We start from the raw sequence: 21,119 nt of genomic DNA, 5'->3' as shown, positions 1-21,119 counted from the left end.
TTAAATTGGTTGTGTGTCGCTGAGAACTACTTGTTCTTTAACTCTGCAACTTGTTGCGGAGTAATCATGTCGCCCATCTTGTTGCCCCAAGCATTACGCTCGTAGGTCACGATAGCGGCGATATCAACTTCACTCAGCTGCGCTCCGAACGCCTGCATGGCGGTGCCTGACACCCCGTGCAATACAACTTCGGCGTGCTTCTCTACCGGGCCTTTGACTATGCCGCTGCCAGCAAGAGCAGGAAATGTCGGCGGCAGACCGGCGCCATTGGCCTGATGGCACACTGCGCAATTGGACGCATAGGATTTCTCCCCGCGTGCAACCAATTCTTCCATCGTCCATTGTTTGTTCTTCAACTCGTATTCCTGACGAGCCAGTTCCTGTTTGGCCAGGAGCCATTCCTGATACTCTTCCTGAGGCACGGCTTTCACCACGACAGGCATGAAGCCATGGTCCTTACCGCACAGTTCAGCGCACTGACCGCGATAAATACCGGGCTCTTTGATGACGGTCCAGGCTTCGCGAACGTAGCCGGGAATGGCGTCGCGCTTGACCGCAAGACTGGGCACCCACCAGGAGTGGATGACGTCGGCGGAGGTGACCAGGAAACGAATCTTCTGATTTATCGGCAACACCAGAGGCTCGTCCACTTCCAACAGGTAGTGTTCGCCCTTGTCGTCGCGATTGTAGATTTGGTCCTGGGAGGTCGCCAGATTACTGAAGAAGTTGACGTCCTGATTCAGGTACTCGTATCGCCATTTCCATTGGTAACCGGTGATCTTGATATCCATATCCGCTTCACTGGCGTCATACATTTTGACCAGAGTGCCGGTCGCGGGTATGGCCATGCCAATGAGAATAAGGAAGGGAATAACAGTCCAGATAATCTCGACTGTCGTACTTTCATGGAATTGGGCGGGTTTCGCCCCTTTACTTTTGCGGTGATTGAAGATCGACCAGAACATTACTCCAAACACCACTATCCCTATGATCACGCAGATCCAGAAAATAGTCATGTGGAGGCTGTATACTGACTGACTCACTTCAGTCACACCGGGAGTCATGTTCAATTCCCAGGCGGCCGAAGCGGACGCAGATACAAACGGAACGGGCGAAGCCACCGCTATTGCGCGTCTTCGTGACATCATATTATTGTGTCTCCACAGCTTAGTTTTTATTGTTACTGCCGGACACTTCCTGCAAGACGGCCCGCCTACAGCGGTCCGTCGACTACGTTTGTAGGAAGTCAAATGCAAGGTACAGCGCCAGTATAGACAAACTTGGATCGGGCTGGCAATTGTTCAGTCATGGTTTAGGTAAAAAAGCTATCCAGCTGATTTCATGCACAAATCTGGTCACTTACAGTGATCTGACCGTCACATCTTCAGGAGTTTCATGAGCAATCCCCCGGCAACGCTTCACTTGCGTTTGTGGGCCCTCGCCTGGCCGTTAATTCTGAGCAATATCACCACGCCGTTGCTGGGTCTGGTGGACGCCGCCGTACTGGGACACCTGGATTCTCCGGTCTATCTCGGGGCCGTGGCGCTGGCGGGAAATCTGTTCACATTTCTGTTCTGGGCGTTCGGTTTTCTGCGCATGGGCGCCACTGGACTGGCGGCGCAATCCTGGGGCGCCGGGGACCAGGGCAGGTTGATCCGCGAGTTTTTGCGGGCGGCCGCCATCGCGCTCGGCATCGGGTTATTCATGATCCTCAATCGCGCCTGGATATTGCCCCTGGGATTGGAGTGGATGCAGGCCACTGGCGACATCTGGACGCAGGCCCACAACTATGCGGAAATTCGCATCTTCAGCGCTCCCGCCGTGCTGATTCAATACTGTGTCGTGGGTTGGCTGATAGGCTGCCAACGCACCCGCAGCGCCTTGATCCTGGCGGTCAGCGCCAACATCGTGAATATCGCGCTGGACCTGCTGTTCGTGGTCGGCTTCGGCATGCGCGCCGACGGCGTAGCCTGGGCGTCGCTCATCGCCGAGTATTACAGTCTGGTTCTCGGGCTCTATTTCGTCGTTCGCGGCGATGCGGGGAATTTCCTTGCGCAGTTACGCAACTCTGAGCTGTGGGCGCGCAGCGCCTTCGCCAAGCTGCTCAAGCTGAATGGCGACCTTTTCATTCGCACGATCCTGCTGCTGTTCACTTTCGCTTTCTTCACCGCCCAGGGCGCACAGATGGGAACCAACGTTCTGGCCGCCAACGCCGTATTGCTGACTTTTTTGATGATCATCTCCAACGCCCTTGATGGTTTCGCCAATGGTGTAGAAGCTCTGTGTGGAGAAGCCGTAGGTAAGCGCGATCAGGCCATGCTGCGCCGCACCGCCAGAATAGGGGGCGTCTGGTCCCTGGTGACTGCACTGCTGCTGACGCTGGCGTTCTGGCTGGGAGGCGACTGGCTGATCAACCGCCTCACCGACCTGGAAGTCATCCGCACTGAAGCGAGCCGCTATCTGATCTGGCTGATCCTGTGTCCCTTGATCGGCGTGTGGAGTTACCTGTTCGATGGTGTGTTTGTCGGCGCTACCCAAGGCAAGGCAATGCGGGATACAATCATCGTCGCGACACTGCTGGTGTTTTTACCCAGCTGGTGGCTCACTCAGGGTTGGGGCAATCACGGACTCTGGTTTTCACTCTGTCTGTTTCTGGCGGCCAGAGGCGCCTATCAGGCGTGGCTGTACAAAACATTTTGTCAGCATGAAAAGTGGTTCATTACAAATTAGTATTACGCACTTTGCTAACCCTTGACTACACTGAAGTCATGCGTCCGGATTGAAACAGTTTTTTATAGTTGTCACTTAGGGAAATCGTTATAGATGAGCCTCGCTGCAGTATACGAGATCATCAATCAGGCTAAGGCCGCAGAGCTTAAAACTCAAAATTACGCCAAGTGGCTTCGCCAGCAACTGGATTCTCTGCACCGAGTCATTGAACTGAACGGATCACAGCCGGTTGAAGACCTCATTCATTTCGTCATCGATTATATCGAACTCGCCCCGCGTTTAGTGGAGTGCGTGGCGCATTGCGCCGCTGCGAGCCAGACGGAAAAGCTGTTCGCGCCCTTCATCGAGAAATCCATCCATTATTTCGCGCACCCATCCGTGCTGGTGCTGCGCCATACCGGTTTGGACTGCCTGTTGATCATGGCCTATCAAAGCCATCGTTTGGTGGAGGAGGTTTATGAAAACAATCGCAGCCTGCGCAACAGTCCCATCTGCGATCTGCAGGCCACTCAGGCCAATCTGTTGGCCCATCATCTGATCGGCGAGCCCTTCGCCAATGAACTGGATCAAGCCACCCACCTGACCGTACGCCAGATGGTAAGCTTGCCGGACTTCTACCATTTGGATCTGTCGCCCTTTCTGGCGAAGACCAACACCCAGCGCTGGCGTCCTCTGAACGAGGATTGGCTGAATCTGTTGGACAAGCATCACATCCGCATGAGCTTTCAGCCCCGTTGCTGACAGGTTTCAACAACAAGGCGTCAGGCTCAGATCGTCGTTACTGCTCTTTCTTGGGACGGGGATAGAACTTGATCGTCTGCACTTGCGCCTCCGCCTGTTTCGGGCGGGTGACGCGGGTTTGCAGCTCCGCCGGACCGTCAGCTTCGCGCAGCTTTTCAAAAAAGCCGCAAGCCACGCATTCACGCACTTGCCGTTGATCTTCGTCAGCGTAACTGACGATCTTGTCCATCTCTCCGCAGCGGGGACACACCGCCCCCGCGATAAAACGCTTCACCATATGCACTACCAGGTAAATACGATTGCTGAATGTCGACAAGGCCCGCAACGCAGGCCTTGCTGGTTCTCTCAGGCGGCGATGCCGCTTTGACGCAACAACGCCTCCACTTCCGGCGGACGCCCGCGGAATTCAATGAATAAATCCATCGGCTCGCGGCTGCCGCCTTTTTCCAAAATCGAATGCAGGAAGCGTCGACCCGTTTCTGGATCGAACACGCCATTTTCCTCAAACAAGGAAAACGCATCCGCCGCCAGCACTTCCGCCCATTTATAGCTGTAATAGCCTGCGGCGTATCCGCCAGCAAAAATGTGACTGAAACTGTGCTGGAAACGATTGAATGCGGGCGGCTTGATCACTGCGACTTTATCCCGCACTTCGTCCAGCACCTGCTGGACGGCGAAATCCGCCGACCCGTCGTATTCATGATGCAGACGGAAATCAAACAAAGCGAACTCAAGCTGGCGCACCATCAGCATGCCGGACTGGAAGTTTTTCGCCGCCAGCATTTTTTCCAGCAATTCTTTCGGCAGCGGCTCGCCACTTTGGTAATGACCGGAAATCAGCGCCAGGGCTTCTTCCTCCCAGCACCAGTTTTCCAGGAACTGACTGGGTAATTCCACCGCATCCCAAGGCACGCCATTGATACCGGATACATCGTTGCAATCGACGGTGGTCAGCATGTGGTGCAGCGCATGGCCGAATTCGTGGAACAGCGTGGTGACTTCATCATGCGTCAGCAGGGCGGGATGCTCTTCCGTCGCCGGCGCAAAGTTACAAGTGATGAACGCCACAGGTTTCTGCACAGAGCCGTCGTCCAAACGACGACGTACGGCGTAATCCGCCATCCAGGCGCCGCCGCGTTTGTTCTCTCGCGCGAACAAATCCATATAGATAGAGGCGATTTCCTCGCCGTCACGACGCACTTTGAAGTAGCGGACGTCTGAATGATAGCTATCAAATTCCGTAATTTCGTCGAGTGTGACGCCAAACAGGCGCTGCACCACGGCGAACATGCCATTGATCACTTTCGAAGCGGGGAAGTAAGGCTTCAGCTCTTCCTGAGACACGGAATAACGGTGACGGCGCAGCTTCTCTGAATAAAAACTGACATCCCAGGACTGTAATTCCGTCTGCCCCTGCTCCGCGGCGAACGCTTGCAGCTCTGCAAACTCCTGACGCGCCACCGCTACGGACTTCTCCGCCAGCTCGTTCAGGAAGCCCAGCACCTCATCCGGCGTACGCGCCATTTTGGTGGCCAGGGAGTATTCAGCATAGGAGTTAAAGCCCAGCAGGCGCGACTTCTCCAGTCGCAGCGCCAGGATCTCCTGCATCACTTCCGAGTTGTCCCAGCGACCGGCGTAGGGCCCTTGTTCAGAAGCGCGGGTGTTGTAGGCCTCGTACATTTCCTGACGTAATTCGCGATTTTCGCAGTAGGTCATCACCGCGTAGAAGCTGGGGAAATCCAGCGTCAGCACATAGCCTTCTTTGTCACGGGACTTGGCGGCCTGGCGCGCGCCAGCCAGTGCGGAGTCCGGCATGCCTTTGAGCAGAGCGGCATCCGTCACATGTTTGGTCCAGGCCTGAGTAGCGTCCAGCACGTTATCGCTGAACTTGCTGCCCAGCTCCGCCAGACGCTGCGAAATTTCCATATAGCGCGCTTTCTTGTCTTCCGGCAGATCAACGCCGGCCAGATGAAAGTCGCGCAGGGTATTGTCGATGGATTTACGCTGCGCTTCGCTGAGCGAACTAAATTCATCAGATTCTTTAATGCCGTGATAAGCGTCGTACAGCGCCTTGTTCTGACCGATTTCCGTACCGTAGCGGGACAGCTCGGGGATACAGGCGTTGTAGGCCTCACGCAGCGCTTCGCTGTTGAGCACGCTGTTCAGATGGCTGACCGGGGACCACACATGGTTCAGCTTGTCCGACATGTTATCCATTTGCTGCGCCAGATTATCCCAGTTGAAGCTGGGCTGAGCCGCCAGCTCGGCGATGCGCTGTCTGTTTTCGGCAAGTAATTTGTCCATCGCCTCTTTGACATGTTCGGCGCGAATCTGTGAGAACGGGGGTAACGCCGTATCGGCGAGCAATGGATTGGTCATTGAAATATTCCTGAATTGACGAGTCTTCCGGGGTTGCTGATCGCAACGCCCCCGAGCAAACAAAATGTGGGCGTGCGGGGCCGCTTTCAAGTAATGCGCCGCTGAATCCTGCTTTAGAATAGTCCGATCAATGCTAAAGTAACAATCCGCCATTCAGGCCCTTGAGCCCGTCTACGGCGCTTCAGATTTTTGATGCTTGGAGTCCACCATGCCTGTGCGCACTTATCAGGGAATCACCCCGACGCAGGGAGAGCGCGTCTTTATCGACCCCACCGCCGTCGTCATCGGCGACGTCCACTTGGGCGACGACTGTTCCGTCTGGCCGACCGTCGTGATACGCGGCGACATGCACCGGATTCGCATCGGCGCGCGCACCAGCGTGCAGGATGGATCGGTGCTGCATATCACCCACGCAGGACCTTTCAACCCCGACGGCTATCCACTGACGATCGGTGAGGACGTCACCATTGGCCACAAGGCTATCTTGCATGGCTGCACGCTTGAGAGCCGCATCCTCGTCGGCATGGGCGCCATCATCATGGATGGAGCCCATGTGGAGAGCGATGTAGTGATCGCCGCCGGTACGCTTGTGCCTCCCGGCAAACGCCTGGAAAGCGGTTACTTGTACGTTGGCGCGCCTGCGAAACAAGCCCGTCCGCTCAACGACAAGGAAAAAAATTTTTTCCAGTACACCGCCGCCAATTACGTCAAATTGAAAGACCGGCATTTGCAGGAAAACTGGGGCGAGTAGCCACATTTCAGGGGCGCAGTGGAAATTGACGTAAATCAGAATATGATTTTTTTGTCAGTAGGGCGCCCCTTGAAAACATTTTTAACGCCATTATTTCTATTATCACGATACGCAGCGTAACCGGGGCAAGACGTCACCCCAATCAGCAGTTTCAGGTGTAAATGATTACTGAGGGCCTGTCGCATCAGGCCAACCGATTTGTACTTAAACTCTTTTTGGAGATAGAACTATGGCGATTACCCGTTGGAACCCGTTTTCTGAATTTGAAGATATTCTCGACCGTTATAACCGCTCTTTGCAGGGTCAGGCTCGCAACAGCGAAAACGGCAAAGAAGTGATCCGCAAAGCCGACTGGGCTCCTGCCGTGGATATCACGGAAACCAAAGAAGCGTTCTTGATCAAGGCTGAGTTGCCTGGCGTGGATAAAAGTCACGTCAAGGTGGCCGTCCACGAAGGCGTGCTGTCCATTCAGGGCGAGCGCAAGCTGGAGAAGGAAGAAGGCGACAAGAAACATCATCGCGTAGAACGCTTTTACGGAAACTTCGCACGCTCCTTCACGCTGCCGGATAATGTGGATGAAAACAACATTCGCGCAGAGTACCGGGACGGCATCCTCACCTTGCATCTGAACAAGGTGGAAAAGGCGCAGCCGAAAGCGATCGAGATCAACGTACAGTAAGTCGAACGACTACTGTCACCGCAAACCATCTGGGGCGACACATAGTTCGCCCCTTACTTTTTAATCCTGCTTTTTACAGCTCAGCCGCTTTTTTACCGCCGGCGTCGCGCAGGATTTGCGCATATTCCGCGCCACGAGCATGCTCATCAACGCGATCCAGCATGGTTTCGCCCTCTGGACTCAACGCATTGATATTGCGGTCAGCTTCCGCGAAATAGGCCACGAAACGCGCGTAATCGCGGGCCAGCATGTATTCATAGGCCTGACGCAGAACATGATAATCGGGATCAGATTCATCCCGTGGCTCCAGCTCTAAAAAGCCCTGAACCCGTTCATCGCTCCATTCCTCATCCACTACCTTCGGTTGTGAAGGACCGCTCATATCGTATTCACCTGTCTATCATAGTTATTTACCGGGCCGCACATTCTACCCCGATCCAGCGCGGATAATGAAGGTTGTAGGCGCTTAGCTCATGCGGCATTCGGCGTTTTCGATATGAATTTCCACCCGTCGGTTTTGCGCCCGGTGCTCATCGCTGTCATTGGGAACCAGGGGACGCGTCTCCGCCTGCCCGATGGCGCTCACGCGACTGGCGTCGAGACGCCCATCCAGCACCAGCCGATGCACCACGCTTACCGCTCTGGCCGCCGATAGATCCCAATTGGAGCGAAATCTCGCTGAGTCGATAGGGCGATCATCCGTATGCCCCGTCACCAGAATGTCTCCCTTGCAATCAGCCAGCACGTCAGTGACTTTCATCAGCACCGGCAGCATGTATAGCTTCAACTCCTCACTGCCGGAGGCGAATGTGGCGCGCTCGGTAAAGCTGAGCACCACCCCCTGGTCGTCAAACTTGATGGCCACCGCCTGATCTTCTATTTCATTCTCCAGCAAACTGATCATGCGCGAGGCCAGGCGGTCGTTCTCCATATACGCCGCCTCGCTCACCACCTCCTGGCTTAAATCCAGGCTGGGCTCTACGTTGGATTGGGGCGCCGGCTGCTCTGTGTCGCCCTTATCGCGGATCACTGGCTCCATGGGCACGGTAGGCGTGATATCGCCCCCCAGAGGATACATATCCGGCGCGCCCTGAGACGAAGGAACCCAGGCCACGCCAAAGGCCTTACTCATGGAGTAGGCGATGGCGCGGTATTTCTCCGCATCCAGACTGGAAAAGCTCAACAGCAGAATGAAAAAGGTCAGCAGCAACGTCATCAGGTCAGCGAAGGTGACAATCCAGACCGGCGCGCCGACTGGCAACAGACCACCGGATTGCTTGCGCGGCTTGATCATGTCTCTTCCTGTGCGGACGCCGACTCATGGATGTCTTCCATGGCGTCCAGCTCAGGCAGATAAGACGCCAACACGTCTTTGATAATGCGCGGGTTCAGCCCCTTCACCATACTCAGAATGCCGCTGATCACGATCATGCGGTTACGGACTTCATCCTGGGTTTTAAGCTGCAACTTGTCCGCCAGGGGCAGAACAATAATCTGGGCGATAAAGGCGCCGTAAAACGTGGTGAGCAAGGCGATCGCCATAGCAGGTCCGATAGAAGAGGGGTCCTGCATGTTATTCAGCATCTGCACCAGTCCCACCAGGGTGCCCAGCATGCCCAGCGCCGGCGCCGACTCTCCCAGACCGCGAAACACCTTTTCCGCTGTCTGCAGGCGCTCGACAAACTGGTGGGTGTCCTCAAGCAGGACTTCTTCTATAAATTCCGGGGGATGGCCGTCAACGGCGAGACCGACGGCTTTGCGTAGAAACGGATGGGTAATTTCAACCCGATCCAGCCCCAACAGTCCCTGCTTGCGCACGACATCCGCCAGTTGCCGCGCTTCGCGATACAGGTCCCATGGGTCCTGGGTTTTCTCAAGAAAAGTAGTGGAGAAGGCAAGCCGCACGCTGCCAAAAAAGTTACGCCAGCGGTACTTCACCAAGGTGACGGCGAAAGAGCCGAAGACCACTATCATCAACCCGGGAACATTGACGAAGTCCCAAAGCCCGGAGCCGGAAGCCACTGCTCCCAGCACCACGCCCATTCCGAACAAAAGTCCCACCCAGGTGAGTATATCCATGTTGACCGTCCATACTTCGCGATGCTCAAGTAACTGGCCCGAATTCGCCCAAAGCGAACCTAAGCACTTAAAATCATTAGCTTAAGCATAGTCAAAGTTGGCGTTGGCGGTGGCGCTAATCTCCCTTTCTTAGCGCAGCCAGCACCGGAGCGGTATCCGGACGCACGCCGCGCCACAGATAAAAGGCCGCCGCCGCCTGCTCCACCAACATGCCGAGCCCATCGCAGCATTGTCCTGCGCCGCGCGCTTTGGCCCAGGCGACGAATGCCGTGTCACGCAGGCTGTACATCATGTCGTAGGTAAAGGTATGAGACGCGATGACGGCATCCGGGAGAGGCGGAATATCCCCCACCAGACTCGCGGAAGTGCCGTTAATCACGACATCGAAAGGACCTTGCAAATCCTCGAACGCACAAGCGCTGACCGATCCATTGCGACCAAAGATACGCGCCAGATCCTCCGCCTTGGAAACAGTGCGGTTAGCGACCACGATAGAGGCGGGACCTTCATCCAGCAACGGCGCCATAACGCCTTTCACCGCTCCGCCGGCGCCGACCAGCAAAATCTTCTTACCGCTTAACGCAACGCCCTGATTTATGCAGATATCGCGCACCAGGCCTTCGCCATCGGTATTATCGCCGAACAGACGCCCGTCCCGTTGCAGCAAGGTGTTGACGGCGCCGGCAAGCTCGGCGCGATGCGAGCGCTCACTGACAATTTTCCAAGCCTGTTCTTTGAATGGCACTGTAACGTTAAGGCCTTTGCCGCCGCCGATAAAAAATGCCTCCACCGTCTCTCTAAAGCTGTCCAGAGGAGCCTGGATCGCCGTATATTCCAAACTCTCGCCGGTCTGTTGCGCGAACATTCCGTGGATTTTGGGAGACTTGCTATGGCTGACCGGATTGCCGACCACCGCGTACATATCCATGCTATACCTGCCTTTATTTGCGCTGATTAAGGTTTTGGCGTTGCGGGATTACACCCAGTCTCTGTGCTTCAAATAATACTCGGTCAGACGGGCTTCATCCGAGCCCGGCTCCGGCGTCCAGGCATATTCCCAGCGCACCAGCGGAGGCAGAGACATCAGGATCGACTCCGTTCTGCCGCCGGACTGTAAACCGAACAATGTGCCCCGGTCATAGACCAGGTTGAACTCGACATAACGACCGCGTCGATAAAGCTGGAATGAACGCTCCCGTTCACCATAAACCATATCTTTGCGGCGCTCGACAATGGGTAGGTAGGCGGGCAGATAGCTGTTCCCGACCGCCTGCATAAAATCGAACGAGCGCTCAAATCCCCAGTCGTTGAGATCATCGAAAAACAGTCCGCCCACGCCGCGGGCCTCATCGCGATGCTTCAGGTAAAAGTAATCGTCACACCACTTTTTGTATTTGGGGTAAGTCTCCGCGCCAAAGGGCTCGCACGCTTGCGCCGCCGTGTGATGCCAGTGGACGCAGTCTTCATCGAAGCCGTAATAAGGCGTCAGATCGTAACCACCGCCGAACCACCATACCGGCTCTTCATCCTCTTTTTCCGCCACAAAGAAGCGTACGTTGGCGTGAGAGGTTGGCGCATAGGGGTTACGCGGATGCACGACCAATGAGACGCCCATGGCCTGAAAACTACGTCCCGCCAGTTCCGGTCGGGCAGCGCTGGCGGAGGCGGGTAGGCGGGCGCCACTGACATGAGAGAAATTGACGCCGGCTTTCTCAAACACGCCGCCTTCGCTAAGCACCCGCGTGCGTCCACCGCCACCTTCCTCTCTTTTCCAGGCGTCCTCGACGAATCCCTCGCCACCGTCAATGGCGGCTAACCCATTGCAGATCTCATCCTGCAATCCCAGAAGATAGTCTTTAACCTGCGTAATCTGTTGCTGCATGAAGTCGCCTTTATTGTCTGAGGATGGCGCCGGTGGCGGCGTCGCGAATTTGGCTGGGTTTATTCAGTCCGCTCAGCTTTCCGGGCAGATAGTGATCGACGCCGGATTTAAAATAGCGACGGCAGTCGAATAGAGTGCGGGCCGGCTCCCTCGTCGCAGGATTGGCGGAGGTTGAAACGATAGGTCCGCCAAACGCCTTGGTCAGTTCCGCCACCAGGGGATGCGCCGTCACCCGAATAGCGATGGCGTCGTGGGCGCCACGCACCAATGGCGCATAGACGCCAGGATCAGGGACAACCCAGGTAACCGGTCCGGGCCAGGACGCCAGCATCTGATCTTTCTGTTGCTGCGGCAATCGGTCTAGTAACTGGGAAAAATGTTCAATCTGACCTGACACCAAGATCAAGCCTTTGCGCCATGGCCGGCGTTTAAGCTGCAGGATGCGATTCACCGCGTCTTCGCAAGATGGATCACAGCCCAGACCCCATACCGCTTCAGTGGGATAAGCGAGCACGCCGCCGCGGTTGAGAACGGACACCGCTTTCTGAATAAACCATGCTGACAAGTTTTGCCCCTCCAGATACCAATCTGGCGCAAAGTAACCGAAGGCGACCGTGGGGGCAAGCTCTAAGGGTATCTATGGGAGATGGGTAACTAACGGGCGTTGCGAATGAAGCCTCCCGCGACTTCCTGCACCCAGCCTTCCAGTTCCAGTTCGATCAATACGCTTCTGATTTCCGCGATAGACAGACCCGTCCGCTCCACCAAAGCATCCGGGGGCGTACAATCGTACCCCATCCCGTTGAGCACCACCTCCGCTTGCTCAGACAAGGGCGCCAGAGACGCCGGCTCAGGCTGACTCTGTTGGCCAGGGAATTCTTCTGCAGCGAACACCGTCGTCCATGGCTCATTGAGAGAGCGGTACAGCCCCATCAACGCAGGCAGTTCGGCGAGTATGTCGTCGGTGCATTCCACCAGCTTCGCTCCCTGCTTGATCAGGTGATGACAGCCACGCGCCTGGGGATTGTGGATAGAGCCGGGTATGGCGAAGACTTCCCTGTGTTGCTCCAGGGCATTGCGCGCCGTAATCAACGAGCCGCTGCGCAGACTGGCTTCCACCACCAGCGTCCCCAGCGACAAGCCGCTGATAATGCGATTCCGCTTGGGAAAGTGCTGCGACCTGGGTTGAGTATCCGGCGGAAACTCACTAACCAGCAAACCGTTTTCCATCATTTTTTGGGCAAGGTCGCGATGCTTCGCGGGGTAGATGACATTCAAACCCGACCCCAGCACACCTATTGTCGATCCCAATGTTCCCAATGCGCCCGCGTGAGCGGAGCCATCTATGCCCGCCGCCAGACCACTGGTGATGGTAAAACCGCTTTCTCCCAGAGAGCGAGCGAACTGCCGCGCCGTTTCCTGACCATGCACACTTGGGTTGCGAGAACCCACCATGGCGATCTGCGGCTGATGAATCAGCTCATATCGGCCTCGTGCATACAACACCGCAGGAGGATCAGGCAATAAACGCAGCAGACTGGGGTAATCAGCGTCAGGTAACAGAAACAGACGGTTCCCCATCTGCTCGCTCCATCTCAAAATGCTCGCCACCTGAGCATTGATGGGACGGTCGCCATATGCGATCACTCTCTCTATGGCGCGCCACAGTTCAGTGGAAAATGACAGGTTGGAGGAAACGCCTAATTGAAAATCATCAGTCTGTGACGACTCTTCAAAATGCTGTGCAAGCAGGGCAAGACGACTATCGCCCAAAGAAGGAACTGTAGTGAGGTTTAACCAAACAATAGGAGTAAGAGTAGACATTGGATCATCCTTGATCGGCTGAGACGTCGAAAACTACGACGTCTCAGAACATTAACAAACTATGGATTACGAACTTCGTCCATTATAGCAAGCGGACGGTCAGCTTTTAAGATCAGACCGTAGCTGACTTTTTCAAATGTGCGAAATACCATCAGCACACCTGCGCGATCAGAAGGTAAAAGCAAAATTTCTTTGGTGTAAGGATCACGCACTTGTTCGCCCGCTTTGAAGATAGCCAGCACGTTCCCCACTTTTAGGCCTTCTCTATCACCTTTATTGATGACTACGACGTCATATTGGCCAATCTGGCTTACACCGTCTATAACGGCAATCATTTTGCCGTTGATTTCACCTTCGGGATTGCTGGGATAAAAAGTAGAGTTAATTTCACGATCTTCCTCTTGCAGCAACCGGTCGCCTTGACGGATTTCTTCATTCGAACGACGAATCTGTACCGTCTGAACATCGTCTTCCTGCGCAACGACTTTACCCACTGCAATTGAACGGGCTTGAATACCTAAGAATTCCTTGGTGTCAGGATCAACGTAAACATCATCTCGACGATAAATGCCATAGGAAGCTTCAAGCACAGCATCGCCTCTGGCGTAAACTTGATCGCCCGCGCCAACGATCAAATTACCTTTTTTGCCGAGTAACACATAAGGCGCTTTATTCAGCTCCTCTTCTGTTACCACGCGACTGTCAGTAAGAAAAGGGTTGATGGCTTCAAGGGGAATAGCGGGAATGGCGCTTTCCAGCGGCGTAATACGTTTTTTCGGGGACAGTTTCACCGTACGGCCGATATCGCCCCGCTGCGCGATGGTGACATGAGGTTTACCGTCGATATACACCAAGGCCAACACGTCACCAGGGAAAATCAAATGGGGATTTTCTATTTGCGGATTAACATGCCAGATCTCCGGCCAATACCAGGGATTCCGCAAAAAGCGCGAAGATATATCCCACAAAGTATCACCTTTGACGACGGTGTAGCGATCTGGATGGTCGTCACGTAGCTCAGGCGCGGCCAGCGCAAACTGGCTCAACGTTAGCATCACTACGAACACAAAGGACAGCAGTTTCCTCATGATACATTCCCTTAGGTCATAACCGGGCAGTTTGGGATGAAATCAGGCTATAATGACGATTAGCCTATTCAATTTTGTTTAGTTTGTACTCATTCTTACACTAATAGATAATACTAGCAGGCGTTATCCAATCTGTAATGGAAATTTTTTCACAAATTTAATTATGAGTAAGCTCCAAATTCTTGAATTTCCTGACCCTAGGCTGCGTACTGTGGCCAAGCCAGTACAAACCTTTGACGCGGCTTTGAGTCAGTTAATCGACGACATGTTTGAGACCATGTACGAGGCCCCCGGCATCGGGCTGGCCGCCACCCAGGTGGACGTCCACAAACGCATCGTAGTAATTGATGTGTCCGAGGACAAATCCGAACCAATGGTGTTTATCAACCCCGACATCGAAGTACTGGACGGCGACCCCGAAGAAATGCAGGAGGGATGCTTGTCCGTCCCGGGTTTCTACGAGTCGGTCACACGGATTCCCCACGTCAAGATCAGAGCACAGGATCGTAACGGCGAATCCTACGAGATGGAAGCCCGCGGCCTGCTCGCGGTATGCCTCCAACATGAGGTTGACCATCTCAACGGCAAACTGTACGTCGACTACCTGAGTAATGTTAAACGGACTCGAATCCGGAAGAAACTGGAAAAGCAGCATAAAATGCGCGCATAAGTCCACATTTCCGAAAGATTTTTTAACCGCCCACCATGGCGGTTTTTGTTTTTAAGGCCTGAAACTTCATGTCATCACCCCTGAAAGTCATTTTCGCCGGCACCCCAGACTTCGCTGCTTCCGCACTGCAAGCGCTGCTGGACGCCAGCTATCAGATCGTCGCCGTATACACTCAACCTGACCGGCCCGCCGGCCGTGGCAACAAGCTTCTTCCTGGCCCTGTAAAACAGCTTGCGCTAAAGCACGAAATTCCGGTGGAGCAGCCGCTCAACTTCAAAAATGAAGAAGATCGCCAACGCCTGCGCGATTATGACGCTGACGTGATGGTCGTAGCCGCCTATGGAATCATCCTGCCCCAAGCGGTGCTGGACGCTCCCAAACACGGCTGCCTCAACATCCATGCCTCGCTGTTGCCGCGCTGGCGCGGAGCCGCGCCAATTCAGCGGGCGATTATTGCGGGAGATGAAGAATCCGGCATCACAATCATGCAAATGGAAGCGGGGTTGGATACAGGACCGATGTTGCTCAAGACAGTCACTCCAATCACTGCTGAGGACACAGGCCGCACACTGCACGACCGTCTGGCGCAAATGGGCGGAGCTGCAATTGTAGAAGCGCTGTCTCTCTTGCAGGAAGGCGAACTTCAGGGTGAAAGGCAACAAGACTATCTGGCCACCTATGCCCATAAGCTGCAAAAAGAAGAAGCTCGTATCGATTGGTCAGAGCCTGCGGCGCTGATTCAACGCAAAATCGCCGCCTTCAATCCCTGGCCAGTGTGTTTCACGGAAGACAACGGACAAACTATCCGCTTTTGGGCGGCGAGCGCTTCTGTCGGAGGCGCCAAGGCGCAACCGGGGACGATTCTTGAGCGCACAGCGGAAGCGGTCAAAGTCGCCTGCGGCGAAGGCGTGCTATCCATTACCAGCCTGCAGCTGCCCGGCGGCAAGCCCATCAGTTGCCAGGACCTGATCAACGGCGGCAAGCCCTTGATGCAATTGGGCCAGATCCTAGGGATAAACGGCTGATATGAAGCGACGCAAAACTCTCAGCGCCCGCGCAGCGGCGGCCAAAACCCTGCGCGCAGTGGCGGAAGAAGGACGTTCTCTGTCCGCCGCAATGGCGCCGGCTCTGGAACAGGTCGAAGAAAATGATCGCAGTTTTCTGCAAGCGCTGTGCTATGGCGTTTGTCGACATTATATGACCTTGGAGCATTGGCTGGGGCAGTTATTGCGTCAGCCCATCAAGGCCAAAGAACGGGATATTCATTTCCTGCTGCTCAGCGGTCTGCATCAATTGGCGTTTATGGATAAACCCGCTCACGTCAGCATCAATGAAACCGTTAACGTCACCAAGGAGCTCAACAAGCTCTGGGCCACAAAATTGGTCAACGGCGTACTCCGCAGCTTTCAACGCCGTAAGGACGAATTGCTGGCGCACAGCGAAGCGGACCTCAGTCTCCGCTACGCGATGCCACAGTGGCTATTGGACAAACTGGCCGCCGCCTATCCTCGACAACTTGACGAGTTGCTTGCCGCCAGTAACGCCCAGGCCCCGTTGACGCTACGAGTCAACTTGCAGAAAACCCGGCGGGAAGACTATCTGGAGCAATTGCGTCAGGCGGAAGTGGACGCCCACCTCTGTGAATGGGTGGATACAGGCATCCAATGTGAACAGGCAGTGGATGTAAGCCGTCTGCCAGGATTCTTCGACGCCGGTTTGTGCTCTGTACAAGACGAAGCGGCGCAACTCAGCGCCGCCCTGATGGACCCTCAGCCCAACGAGCGGGTGCTTGACGCCTGCTGCGCGCCGGGAGGCAAAACCGCTGCGCTGTTGGAGCGTTGTCCTGACCTTTCCGCAACTGCCGTAGATGTTGACCCCGAACGCCAACTTCGCACTCGCGACACGCTGCAGCGCCTGCAGTTGGACGCGGAGGTGCGCACAGCGGATGTCGGCGACCTGCAACAATGGTGGGATGGGACGCCATTCGACCGCATTCTGCTCGACGCCCCGTGCAGCGCGACGGGTGTGATACGCCGTCATCCAGACATCAAGCTGCTGCGCCGCAGTGAAGATATTCCCCAGCTTGCAGCGCTGCAACTAAAGCTGCTGCGAACTTTATGGACTACCCTGAAGCCTGGGGGCCTATTAGTCTATGCGACCTGTTCTATTCTTAAAGAAGAGAATGAGCATATAATTGAACGCTTTATCGCCGACGCTACGGACGCGGAGGTCTTACCGATTGAAGGGAAATATGGAATTCAGTCGTCTTTCGGAGTGCAGCTTTTGCCGGTAACCGGCGGCCATGACGGCTTTTTCTACGCCAGATTGCGGAAACAACCAACTCTGAAAGTCTCAGCTGTGGACGCTTAGCATGAAAATCATAATTCTTGGCGCCGGCCAAGTTGGGGGAACCCTCGCGGAAAACCTGGCCAGCGAGGCGAATGACATCACCGTGGTGGACTCCAATCCCCAGCGCCTGCGCTCATTGCAGGACCGGCTGGATATCCGCACCGTGCAGGGACAGGCTTCCTATCCCAACATTCTGAAACAGGCGGGGGCGGACGACGCGGATATGCTGATCGCCGTCACCAACAGCGATGAAGTCAATATGGTGGCCTGTCAGGTCGCCTTCACGTTGTTCAAGACGCCGACCAAGATCAGCCGGGTGCGCACCTCCGCTTATCTCACCAAAAAAGGCCTGTTTAACACTGAAGCCTTTCCCATTGACGTCATTATCAGCCCGGAGCAGGTAGTAACCGAGCACATCACCCGCCTGATTGAGAATCCCGGCGCCTTGCAGGTGCTGGATTTCTCTAAAGGACTGGTGCGACTGGTGGGCATCAAAGCCACCAAAGGCGGCCCCTTGATCGGCCATGAATTGGCCTACCTGCGCCAGCATCTGCCGCATATCGATACCCGCGTCGCGGCCATATATCGCAAGGACAGAGCCATTATTCCTCAGGGCGATACGGTCATTGAGGAAAATGACGAGGTCTTCTTCATCGCCGCGCGGGATAACATCCGCAAGGTCATGAGTGAACTGCAGCCGCTGGAGAAGCCGTATCGTCGCATCATGATTGCCGGTGGCGGCAATATCGGGGCGCGGCTGGCGGAAACATTGGAGGGGCGCTACCAAGTCAAACTGATTGAGCATAACCAGGACCGTTGCATCCAGCTCTCCGAAGAGCTGAACAAGACCATCGTGCTACACGGCAATGCGGCCTACAAGGAGCTGCTACTGGAAGAAAATATCGAAGACACGGATGTTTTCTGCGCCGTCACCAACGACGACGAGGCTAACATTATGGCTTCCATGCTGGCCAAGCGGCTTGGCGTGCGTAAGGTGATGACCTTGATTAACAACCCGGATTACGTCGACCTGATTCAAGGCGGCGAAATCGACGTCGCTATCTCGCCGCAGCAAACCACCATCGGCAGTTTGCTTACGCACGTGAGAAGAGGCGACGTGGTAAGCGCACACTCACTGCGACGCGGAGCGGCTGAAACCATTGAGGCGATCGCTCACGGCGACCATCGCTCCTCCAAAGTGGTGGGCAAGCGGCTGGATGAAATTTCGTTGCCCGCAGGCTCTACTATCGGCGCCATTGTAAGACGGGGCGAGGTATTGATCGCTCACGACCATCTGCGCATCCAGCCGGATGACCACGTCATCCTGTTCGTGGTGGATAAACGCAGAATCGCCGAAGTTGAGCGCCTGTTCCAGGTGGGACTCGCATTCTTTTAACGCATATACCAAAAATAAGCGCACAACAGATCAATGCATTATTCGGCGATAGCTAAAATTCTGGGCGTCCTGCTGATGTTGTTCAGCACCACCATGATCCCTCCCATCGTGGTGTCGCTGATCTACGAAGACGGCCATATGCAGCCTTTCCTTACCGCCATGTGCGGTATTTTTCTGACCGGACTCCTGGTATGGCTGCCTGTATTTCGCCAAACCAGTGAACTGCGCATACGCGACGGCTTCGTGGTCACGGTGTTGTTTTGGGTAGTGCTCAGCCTGAGCGGGGCGGTGCCTCTTTATCTCAGCGAACACCCTCATCTCAGTCTGGTCGACGCTATTTTTGAATCGGTATCCGGCCTGACCACCACCGGAGCCACGGTGATGACCGGTATCGACATACTCCCCAAATCCATCCTCTGGTATCGGCAGCAACTACAGTGGCTGGGCGGCATGGGAATTATCGTATTGGCGGTGGCGATCCTGCCGATGCTGGGCATTGGCGGCATGCAGCTATACCGGGCGGAAGCGCCGGGACCTGTGAAAGACAACAAACTCACCCCCAGAATCACCGAGACCGCAAAGGCCTTATGGTACATCTACGTCTCACTGACGGCGCTGTGCGCACTGTTGTACTGGTGGGCGGGCATGGATGCATTCGACGCCATCGGACACAGCTTCGCCACCATCGCCATTGGCGGTTTCTCCACCCATGACGCCTCCATCGGCTACTTCAACAGCCCGATGATTGAGATCATCTGCATCGTTTTCATGTTCCTGGCCGGGATCAATTTCGCCATGCACTTTTTCGCCTGGCGTCGCCGCTCAGTGCTGGTCTATCTGAAAGATCCAGAGGTCGTGTTTTATTCGCTGATTCTGTTGAGCGTCTCCATCGTCACCGTCGGCGTATTGATTGGCACTTCCACCTACGATCCCTTCACCGCCATTATCCGCGGCGTGTTTGAAGTGGTTAGCGTGGCGACCACCACCGGTTTCGCCACTGCGGACTTCGCCCATTGGCCGCACCTGTTGCCGTTCCTGCTGTTCGTCGTCGCCTTTATCGGTGGTTGCGCGGGCTCGACAGGGGGCGGCATGAAAGTCATCCGGGTACTGCTGATTTATAAGCAAGGTATGCGGGAAGTGAAGCGCATCGTACACCCCAATGCCGTGCTGCAAGTAAAACTGGGACGCAAGCCGGTGCCGGACCGAGTGCTGGAAGCGGTATGGGGCTTCTTCTCGGTTTACATGTTCATGTTCGTGTTCATGTTGATGGGCCTGCTCGCCACCGGGCTGGACCAGGTCACTGCCTGGTCCGCCGTCGGCGCCTGTATCAATAATCTTGGACCAGGTTTAGGTGGCGTGGCGTTGCATTACGGCGAGCTGAATGAGCCCGCCAAGTGGATACTGTGCTTCGCCATGCTGCTGGGTCGTCTTGAAGTGTTTACGCTGCTGATTCTGTTTACGCCTGCTTTCTGGCGTCGCTAGTCTCAGGCGCCACTAAATGACGCCGGATAGCGGACATCAGTTCACGCTGAAAGTCCGCCTCCAACGGAAACATATGGCCGGCGTCGGTGATCATACGCAAATCCGCCAACGGCAGGTTATCCGCCAGATGTTGAGCGAAACGCCAGGGAACGAAGCGGTCTTTCACACCTTGATAAATATGAGTCGGCAAACGGATTTCCGATAAAGAAAAACCCCAGTGTCGATACTGCGCCAGCAAATCCAACATCACACCTTGTACGCCCTGGTTAAAAGCTTCATGTTGATTGTCCATGAAACGCTCCAAGATACCTGCATCGCGCAACAAGGCCAGGTCCTGCTCCGTACTCGAGCTTTCAATAAACTTCAGATACAACTTGGGACTGTATCGCTCCGTCAGCCTCAGCAGGGATAATAAAGTACGAAACAACCCCGTGCTGACTTCAGCAATCTTCGGACCGCGTTGTTCATTACGCCAGAGCAAATCTTTGGCCGCGCTCATTTCTCCAAAATTGGTATAGCTGGCCATGACTGCGACAAAGGCGATGCGTTTGGGGATCTCAAAGGCGCAGGTCAAAGCATAGGCGCCGCCACTGGACCAACCCGCCACCGCGAACTGATCAATCCCCAGCGCATCGGCGACGGCGCTGACGTCTCTGGGATAATCCAGCAATGTGTAATTGTCCGCCAGAGAGGATGCGCCCATGCCCGGACGATCAACGACAATCCAGCGCAAACCGGCGGCGCGCGCCGCGTCATGAAAAAAAGCGCCTTCCAAACGCGAACCGGGCGCGCCGTGAGCGTAAAAAACCGGCGCTCCAGCGGGGTCGCCCCATTCGCCATAGGCGAGGGTTCGCTGGCCGGGGAGTTGCAACAGGTTGAGCGCGCCTGTTGCGGGAAGGGGTGATACATTCCTTCGCCAAGGCATGTTCATGGATGCCTTACCTCTCTACTTCTTCCAACTACTTAAGCAACAGCGTCCGGGATCGCCGGTCGCTTCCAAACCCTGAATGCGGATCGCATCACAAAATATAGCAAAGGGCTTCATATTGTCTAACCAGCAGGCTGTCAG

21 protein-coding genes are annotated in these 21,119 nt (G+C 55.3%); 9 read left to right on the top strand and 12 right to left on the bottom strand.

The window, feature by feature from the left end:
- Positions 1 to 26: 26 nt before the first annotated feature.
- Positions 27 to 1,148 (bottom strand): cytochrome c oxidase subunit II, encoded by a 1,122-nt coding sequence (gene coxB, locus KP814_RS02505; RefSeq protein ID WP_216735269.1) that lies wholly within the window; start codon positions 1,146 to 1,148, stop codon positions 27 to 29.
- Between the two features lie 247 nt (positions 1,149 to 1,395).
- Between coxB and KP814_RS02500 the strand changes: the two genes are divergently transcribed.
- Positions 1,396 to 2,730: an MATE family efflux transporter gene (locus tag KP814_RS02500; protein ID WP_216735268.1), complete on the top strand. Its 1,335-nt coding sequence runs from the start codon at positions 1,396 to 1,398 to the stop codon at positions 2,728 to 2,730.
- A 93-nt stretch (positions 2,731 to 2,823) separates the two neighbouring features.
- Positions 2,824 to 3,471 (top strand): hypothetical protein, encoded by a 648-nt coding sequence (locus tag KP814_RS02495; protein ID WP_216735267.1) that lies wholly within the window; start codon positions 2,824 to 2,826, stop codon positions 3,469 to 3,471.
- Positions 3,472 to 3,508: 37 nt separating this feature from the next.
- Here KP814_RS02495 and KP814_RS02490 read toward each other — a convergent pair whose 3' ends face one another.
- Together KP814_RS02490 and prlC are read right to left on the bottom strand one after the other, a co-directional pair.
- The gene (locus KP814_RS02490) at positions 3,509 to 3,748 is read right to left on the bottom strand and encodes a YheV family putative zinc ribbon protein (RefSeq protein WP_127967807.1); all 240 of its coding nucleotides are present in this window, start codon (positions 3,746 to 3,748) and stop codon (positions 3,509 to 3,511) included.
- A 68-nt stretch (positions 3,749 to 3,816) separates the two neighbouring features.
- On the bottom strand, positions 3,817 to 5,850 hold the full coding sequence (gene prlC, locus KP814_RS02485; RefSeq protein WP_216735266.1) for an oligopeptidase A: 2,034 nt from the start codon (positions 5,848 to 5,850) through the stop codon (positions 3,817 to 3,819).
- 208 nt (positions 5,851 to 6,058) lie between these two features.
- Between prlC and KP814_RS02480 the strand changes: the two genes are divergently transcribed.
- Together KP814_RS02480 and KP814_RS02475 are read left to right on the top strand one after the other, a co-directional pair.
- On the top strand, positions 6,059 to 6,601 hold the full coding sequence (locus KP814_RS02480) for a gamma carbonic anhydrase family protein (RefSeq protein ID WP_216735265.1): 543 nt from the start codon (positions 6,059 to 6,061) through the stop codon (positions 6,599 to 6,601).
- 229 nt (positions 6,602 to 6,830) lie between these two features.
- The gene (locus KP814_RS02475; protein WP_216735264.1) at positions 6,831 to 7,280 is read left to right on the top strand and encodes an Hsp20/alpha crystallin family protein; all 450 of its coding nucleotides are present in this window, start codon (positions 6,831 to 6,833) and stop codon (positions 7,278 to 7,280) included.
- A 73-nt stretch (positions 7,281 to 7,353) separates the two neighbouring features.
- Here the strand turns inward: KP814_RS02475 and KP814_RS02470 are convergent, their stop codons facing one another.
- The 8 genes from KP814_RS02470 to KP814_RS02435 form a co-directional block, all read right to left on the bottom strand.
- The gene (locus KP814_RS02470; protein ID WP_216735263.1) at positions 7,354 to 7,662 is read right to left on the bottom strand and encodes a PA4642 family protein; all 309 of its coding nucleotides are present in this window, start codon (positions 7,660 to 7,662) and stop codon (positions 7,354 to 7,356) included.
- 84 nt (positions 7,663 to 7,746) lie between these two features.
- Complete coding sequence (locus KP814_RS02465; RefSeq protein WP_216735262.1) at positions 7,747 to 8,574, bottom strand: flagellar motor protein MotB; 828 nt, start codon at positions 8,572 to 8,574, stop codon at positions 7,747 to 7,749.
- Positions 8,571 to 9,359, bottom strand: a complete 789-nt coding sequence (locus tag KP814_RS02460; protein WP_127967801.1) for a motility protein A — start codon at positions 9,357 to 9,359, stop codon at positions 8,571 to 8,573. The genes KP814_RS02465 and KP814_RS02460 overlap by 4 nt, the downstream gene beginning before the upstream one ends.
- Before the next feature lie 115 nt (positions 9,360 to 9,474).
- Positions 9,475 to 10,287 (bottom strand): shikimate dehydrogenase, encoded by an 813-nt coding sequence (gene aroE / locus KP814_RS02455; RefSeq protein ID WP_216735261.1) that lies wholly within the window; start codon positions 10,285 to 10,287, stop codon positions 9,475 to 9,477.
- A 48-nt stretch (positions 10,288 to 10,335) separates the two neighbouring features.
- Complete coding sequence (hemF, locus tag KP814_RS02450; protein WP_216735260.1) at positions 10,336 to 11,241, bottom strand: oxygen-dependent coproporphyrinogen oxidase; 906 nt, start codon at positions 11,239 to 11,241, stop codon at positions 10,336 to 10,338.
- A 10-nt stretch (positions 11,242 to 11,251) separates the two neighbouring features.
- Positions 11,252 to 11,806: an L-threonylcarbamoyladenylate synthase gene (locus KP814_RS02445; protein ID WP_216735259.1), complete on the bottom strand. Its 555-nt coding sequence runs from the start codon at positions 11,804 to 11,806 to the stop codon at positions 11,252 to 11,254.
- An 89-nt stretch (positions 11,807 to 11,895) separates the two neighbouring features.
- Complete coding sequence (gene dprA, locus KP814_RS02440) at positions 11,896 to 13,065, bottom strand: DNA-processing protein DprA (RefSeq protein ID WP_216735258.1); 1,170 nt, start codon at positions 13,063 to 13,065, stop codon at positions 11,896 to 11,898.
- 59 nt (positions 13,066 to 13,124) lie between these two features.
- Positions 13,125 to 14,153, bottom strand: coding sequence for a LysM peptidoglycan-binding domain-containing protein (locus KP814_RS02435; protein ID WP_216735257.1), 1,029 nt, complete (start codon positions 14,151 to 14,153; stop codon positions 13,125 to 13,127).
- Positions 14,154 to 14,316: 163 nt separating this feature from the next.
- Here KP814_RS02435 and def point away from each other — a divergent pair, with 163 nt between their 5' ends.
- From def to KP814_RS02410, 5 genes are all read left to right on the top strand, one after another.
- A complete protein-coding gene (def, locus tag KP814_RS02430; protein ID WP_216735256.1) occupies positions 14,317 to 14,823 on the top strand; it encodes a peptide deformylase in 507 nt (168 codons plus the stop codon).
- 68 nt (positions 14,824 to 14,891) lie between these two features.
- A complete protein-coding gene (gene fmt / locus KP814_RS02425; protein WP_216735255.1) occupies positions 14,892 to 15,848 on the top strand; it encodes a methionyl-tRNA formyltransferase in 957 nt (318 codons plus the stop codon).
- 1 nt (position 15,849) lies between these two features.
- Positions 15,850 to 17,193, top strand: a complete 1,344-nt coding sequence (gene rsmB, locus KP814_RS02420) for a 16S rRNA (cytosine(967)-C(5))-methyltransferase RsmB (protein WP_216735254.1) — start codon at positions 15,850 to 15,852, stop codon at positions 17,191 to 17,193.
- Between the two features lies 1 nt (position 17,194).
- Complete coding sequence (gene trkA / locus KP814_RS02415; protein WP_127967793.1) at positions 17,195 to 18,568, top strand: Trk system potassium transporter TrkA; 1,374 nt, start codon at positions 17,195 to 17,197, stop codon at positions 18,566 to 18,568.
- A 33-nt stretch (positions 18,569 to 18,601) separates the two neighbouring features.
- Positions 18,602 to 20,050, top strand: a complete 1,449-nt coding sequence (locus tag KP814_RS02410; protein WP_216735253.1) for a TrkH family potassium uptake protein — start codon at positions 18,602 to 18,604, stop codon at positions 20,048 to 20,050.
- Here the strand turns inward: KP814_RS02410 and KP814_RS02405 are convergent.
- Complete coding sequence (locus KP814_RS02405; protein WP_216735252.1) at positions 20,025 to 20,981, bottom strand: alpha/beta fold hydrolase; 957 nt, start codon at positions 20,979 to 20,981, stop codon at positions 20,025 to 20,027. The genes KP814_RS02410 and KP814_RS02405 overlap by 26 nt on opposite strands.
- Positions 20,982 to 21,119 lie beyond the last annotated feature (138 nt).

Source organism: Hahella sp. HN01 (assembly GCF_018986435.1).
In the GTDB taxonomy this organism is placed as follows: Bacteria; Pseudomonadota; Gammaproteobacteria; order Pseudomonadales; family Oleiphilaceae; genus Hahella.
The sequence above is the reverse complement of the archived record's forward strand: the minus strand, read 5'-3'. Positions and strand labels throughout refer to the sequence as shown.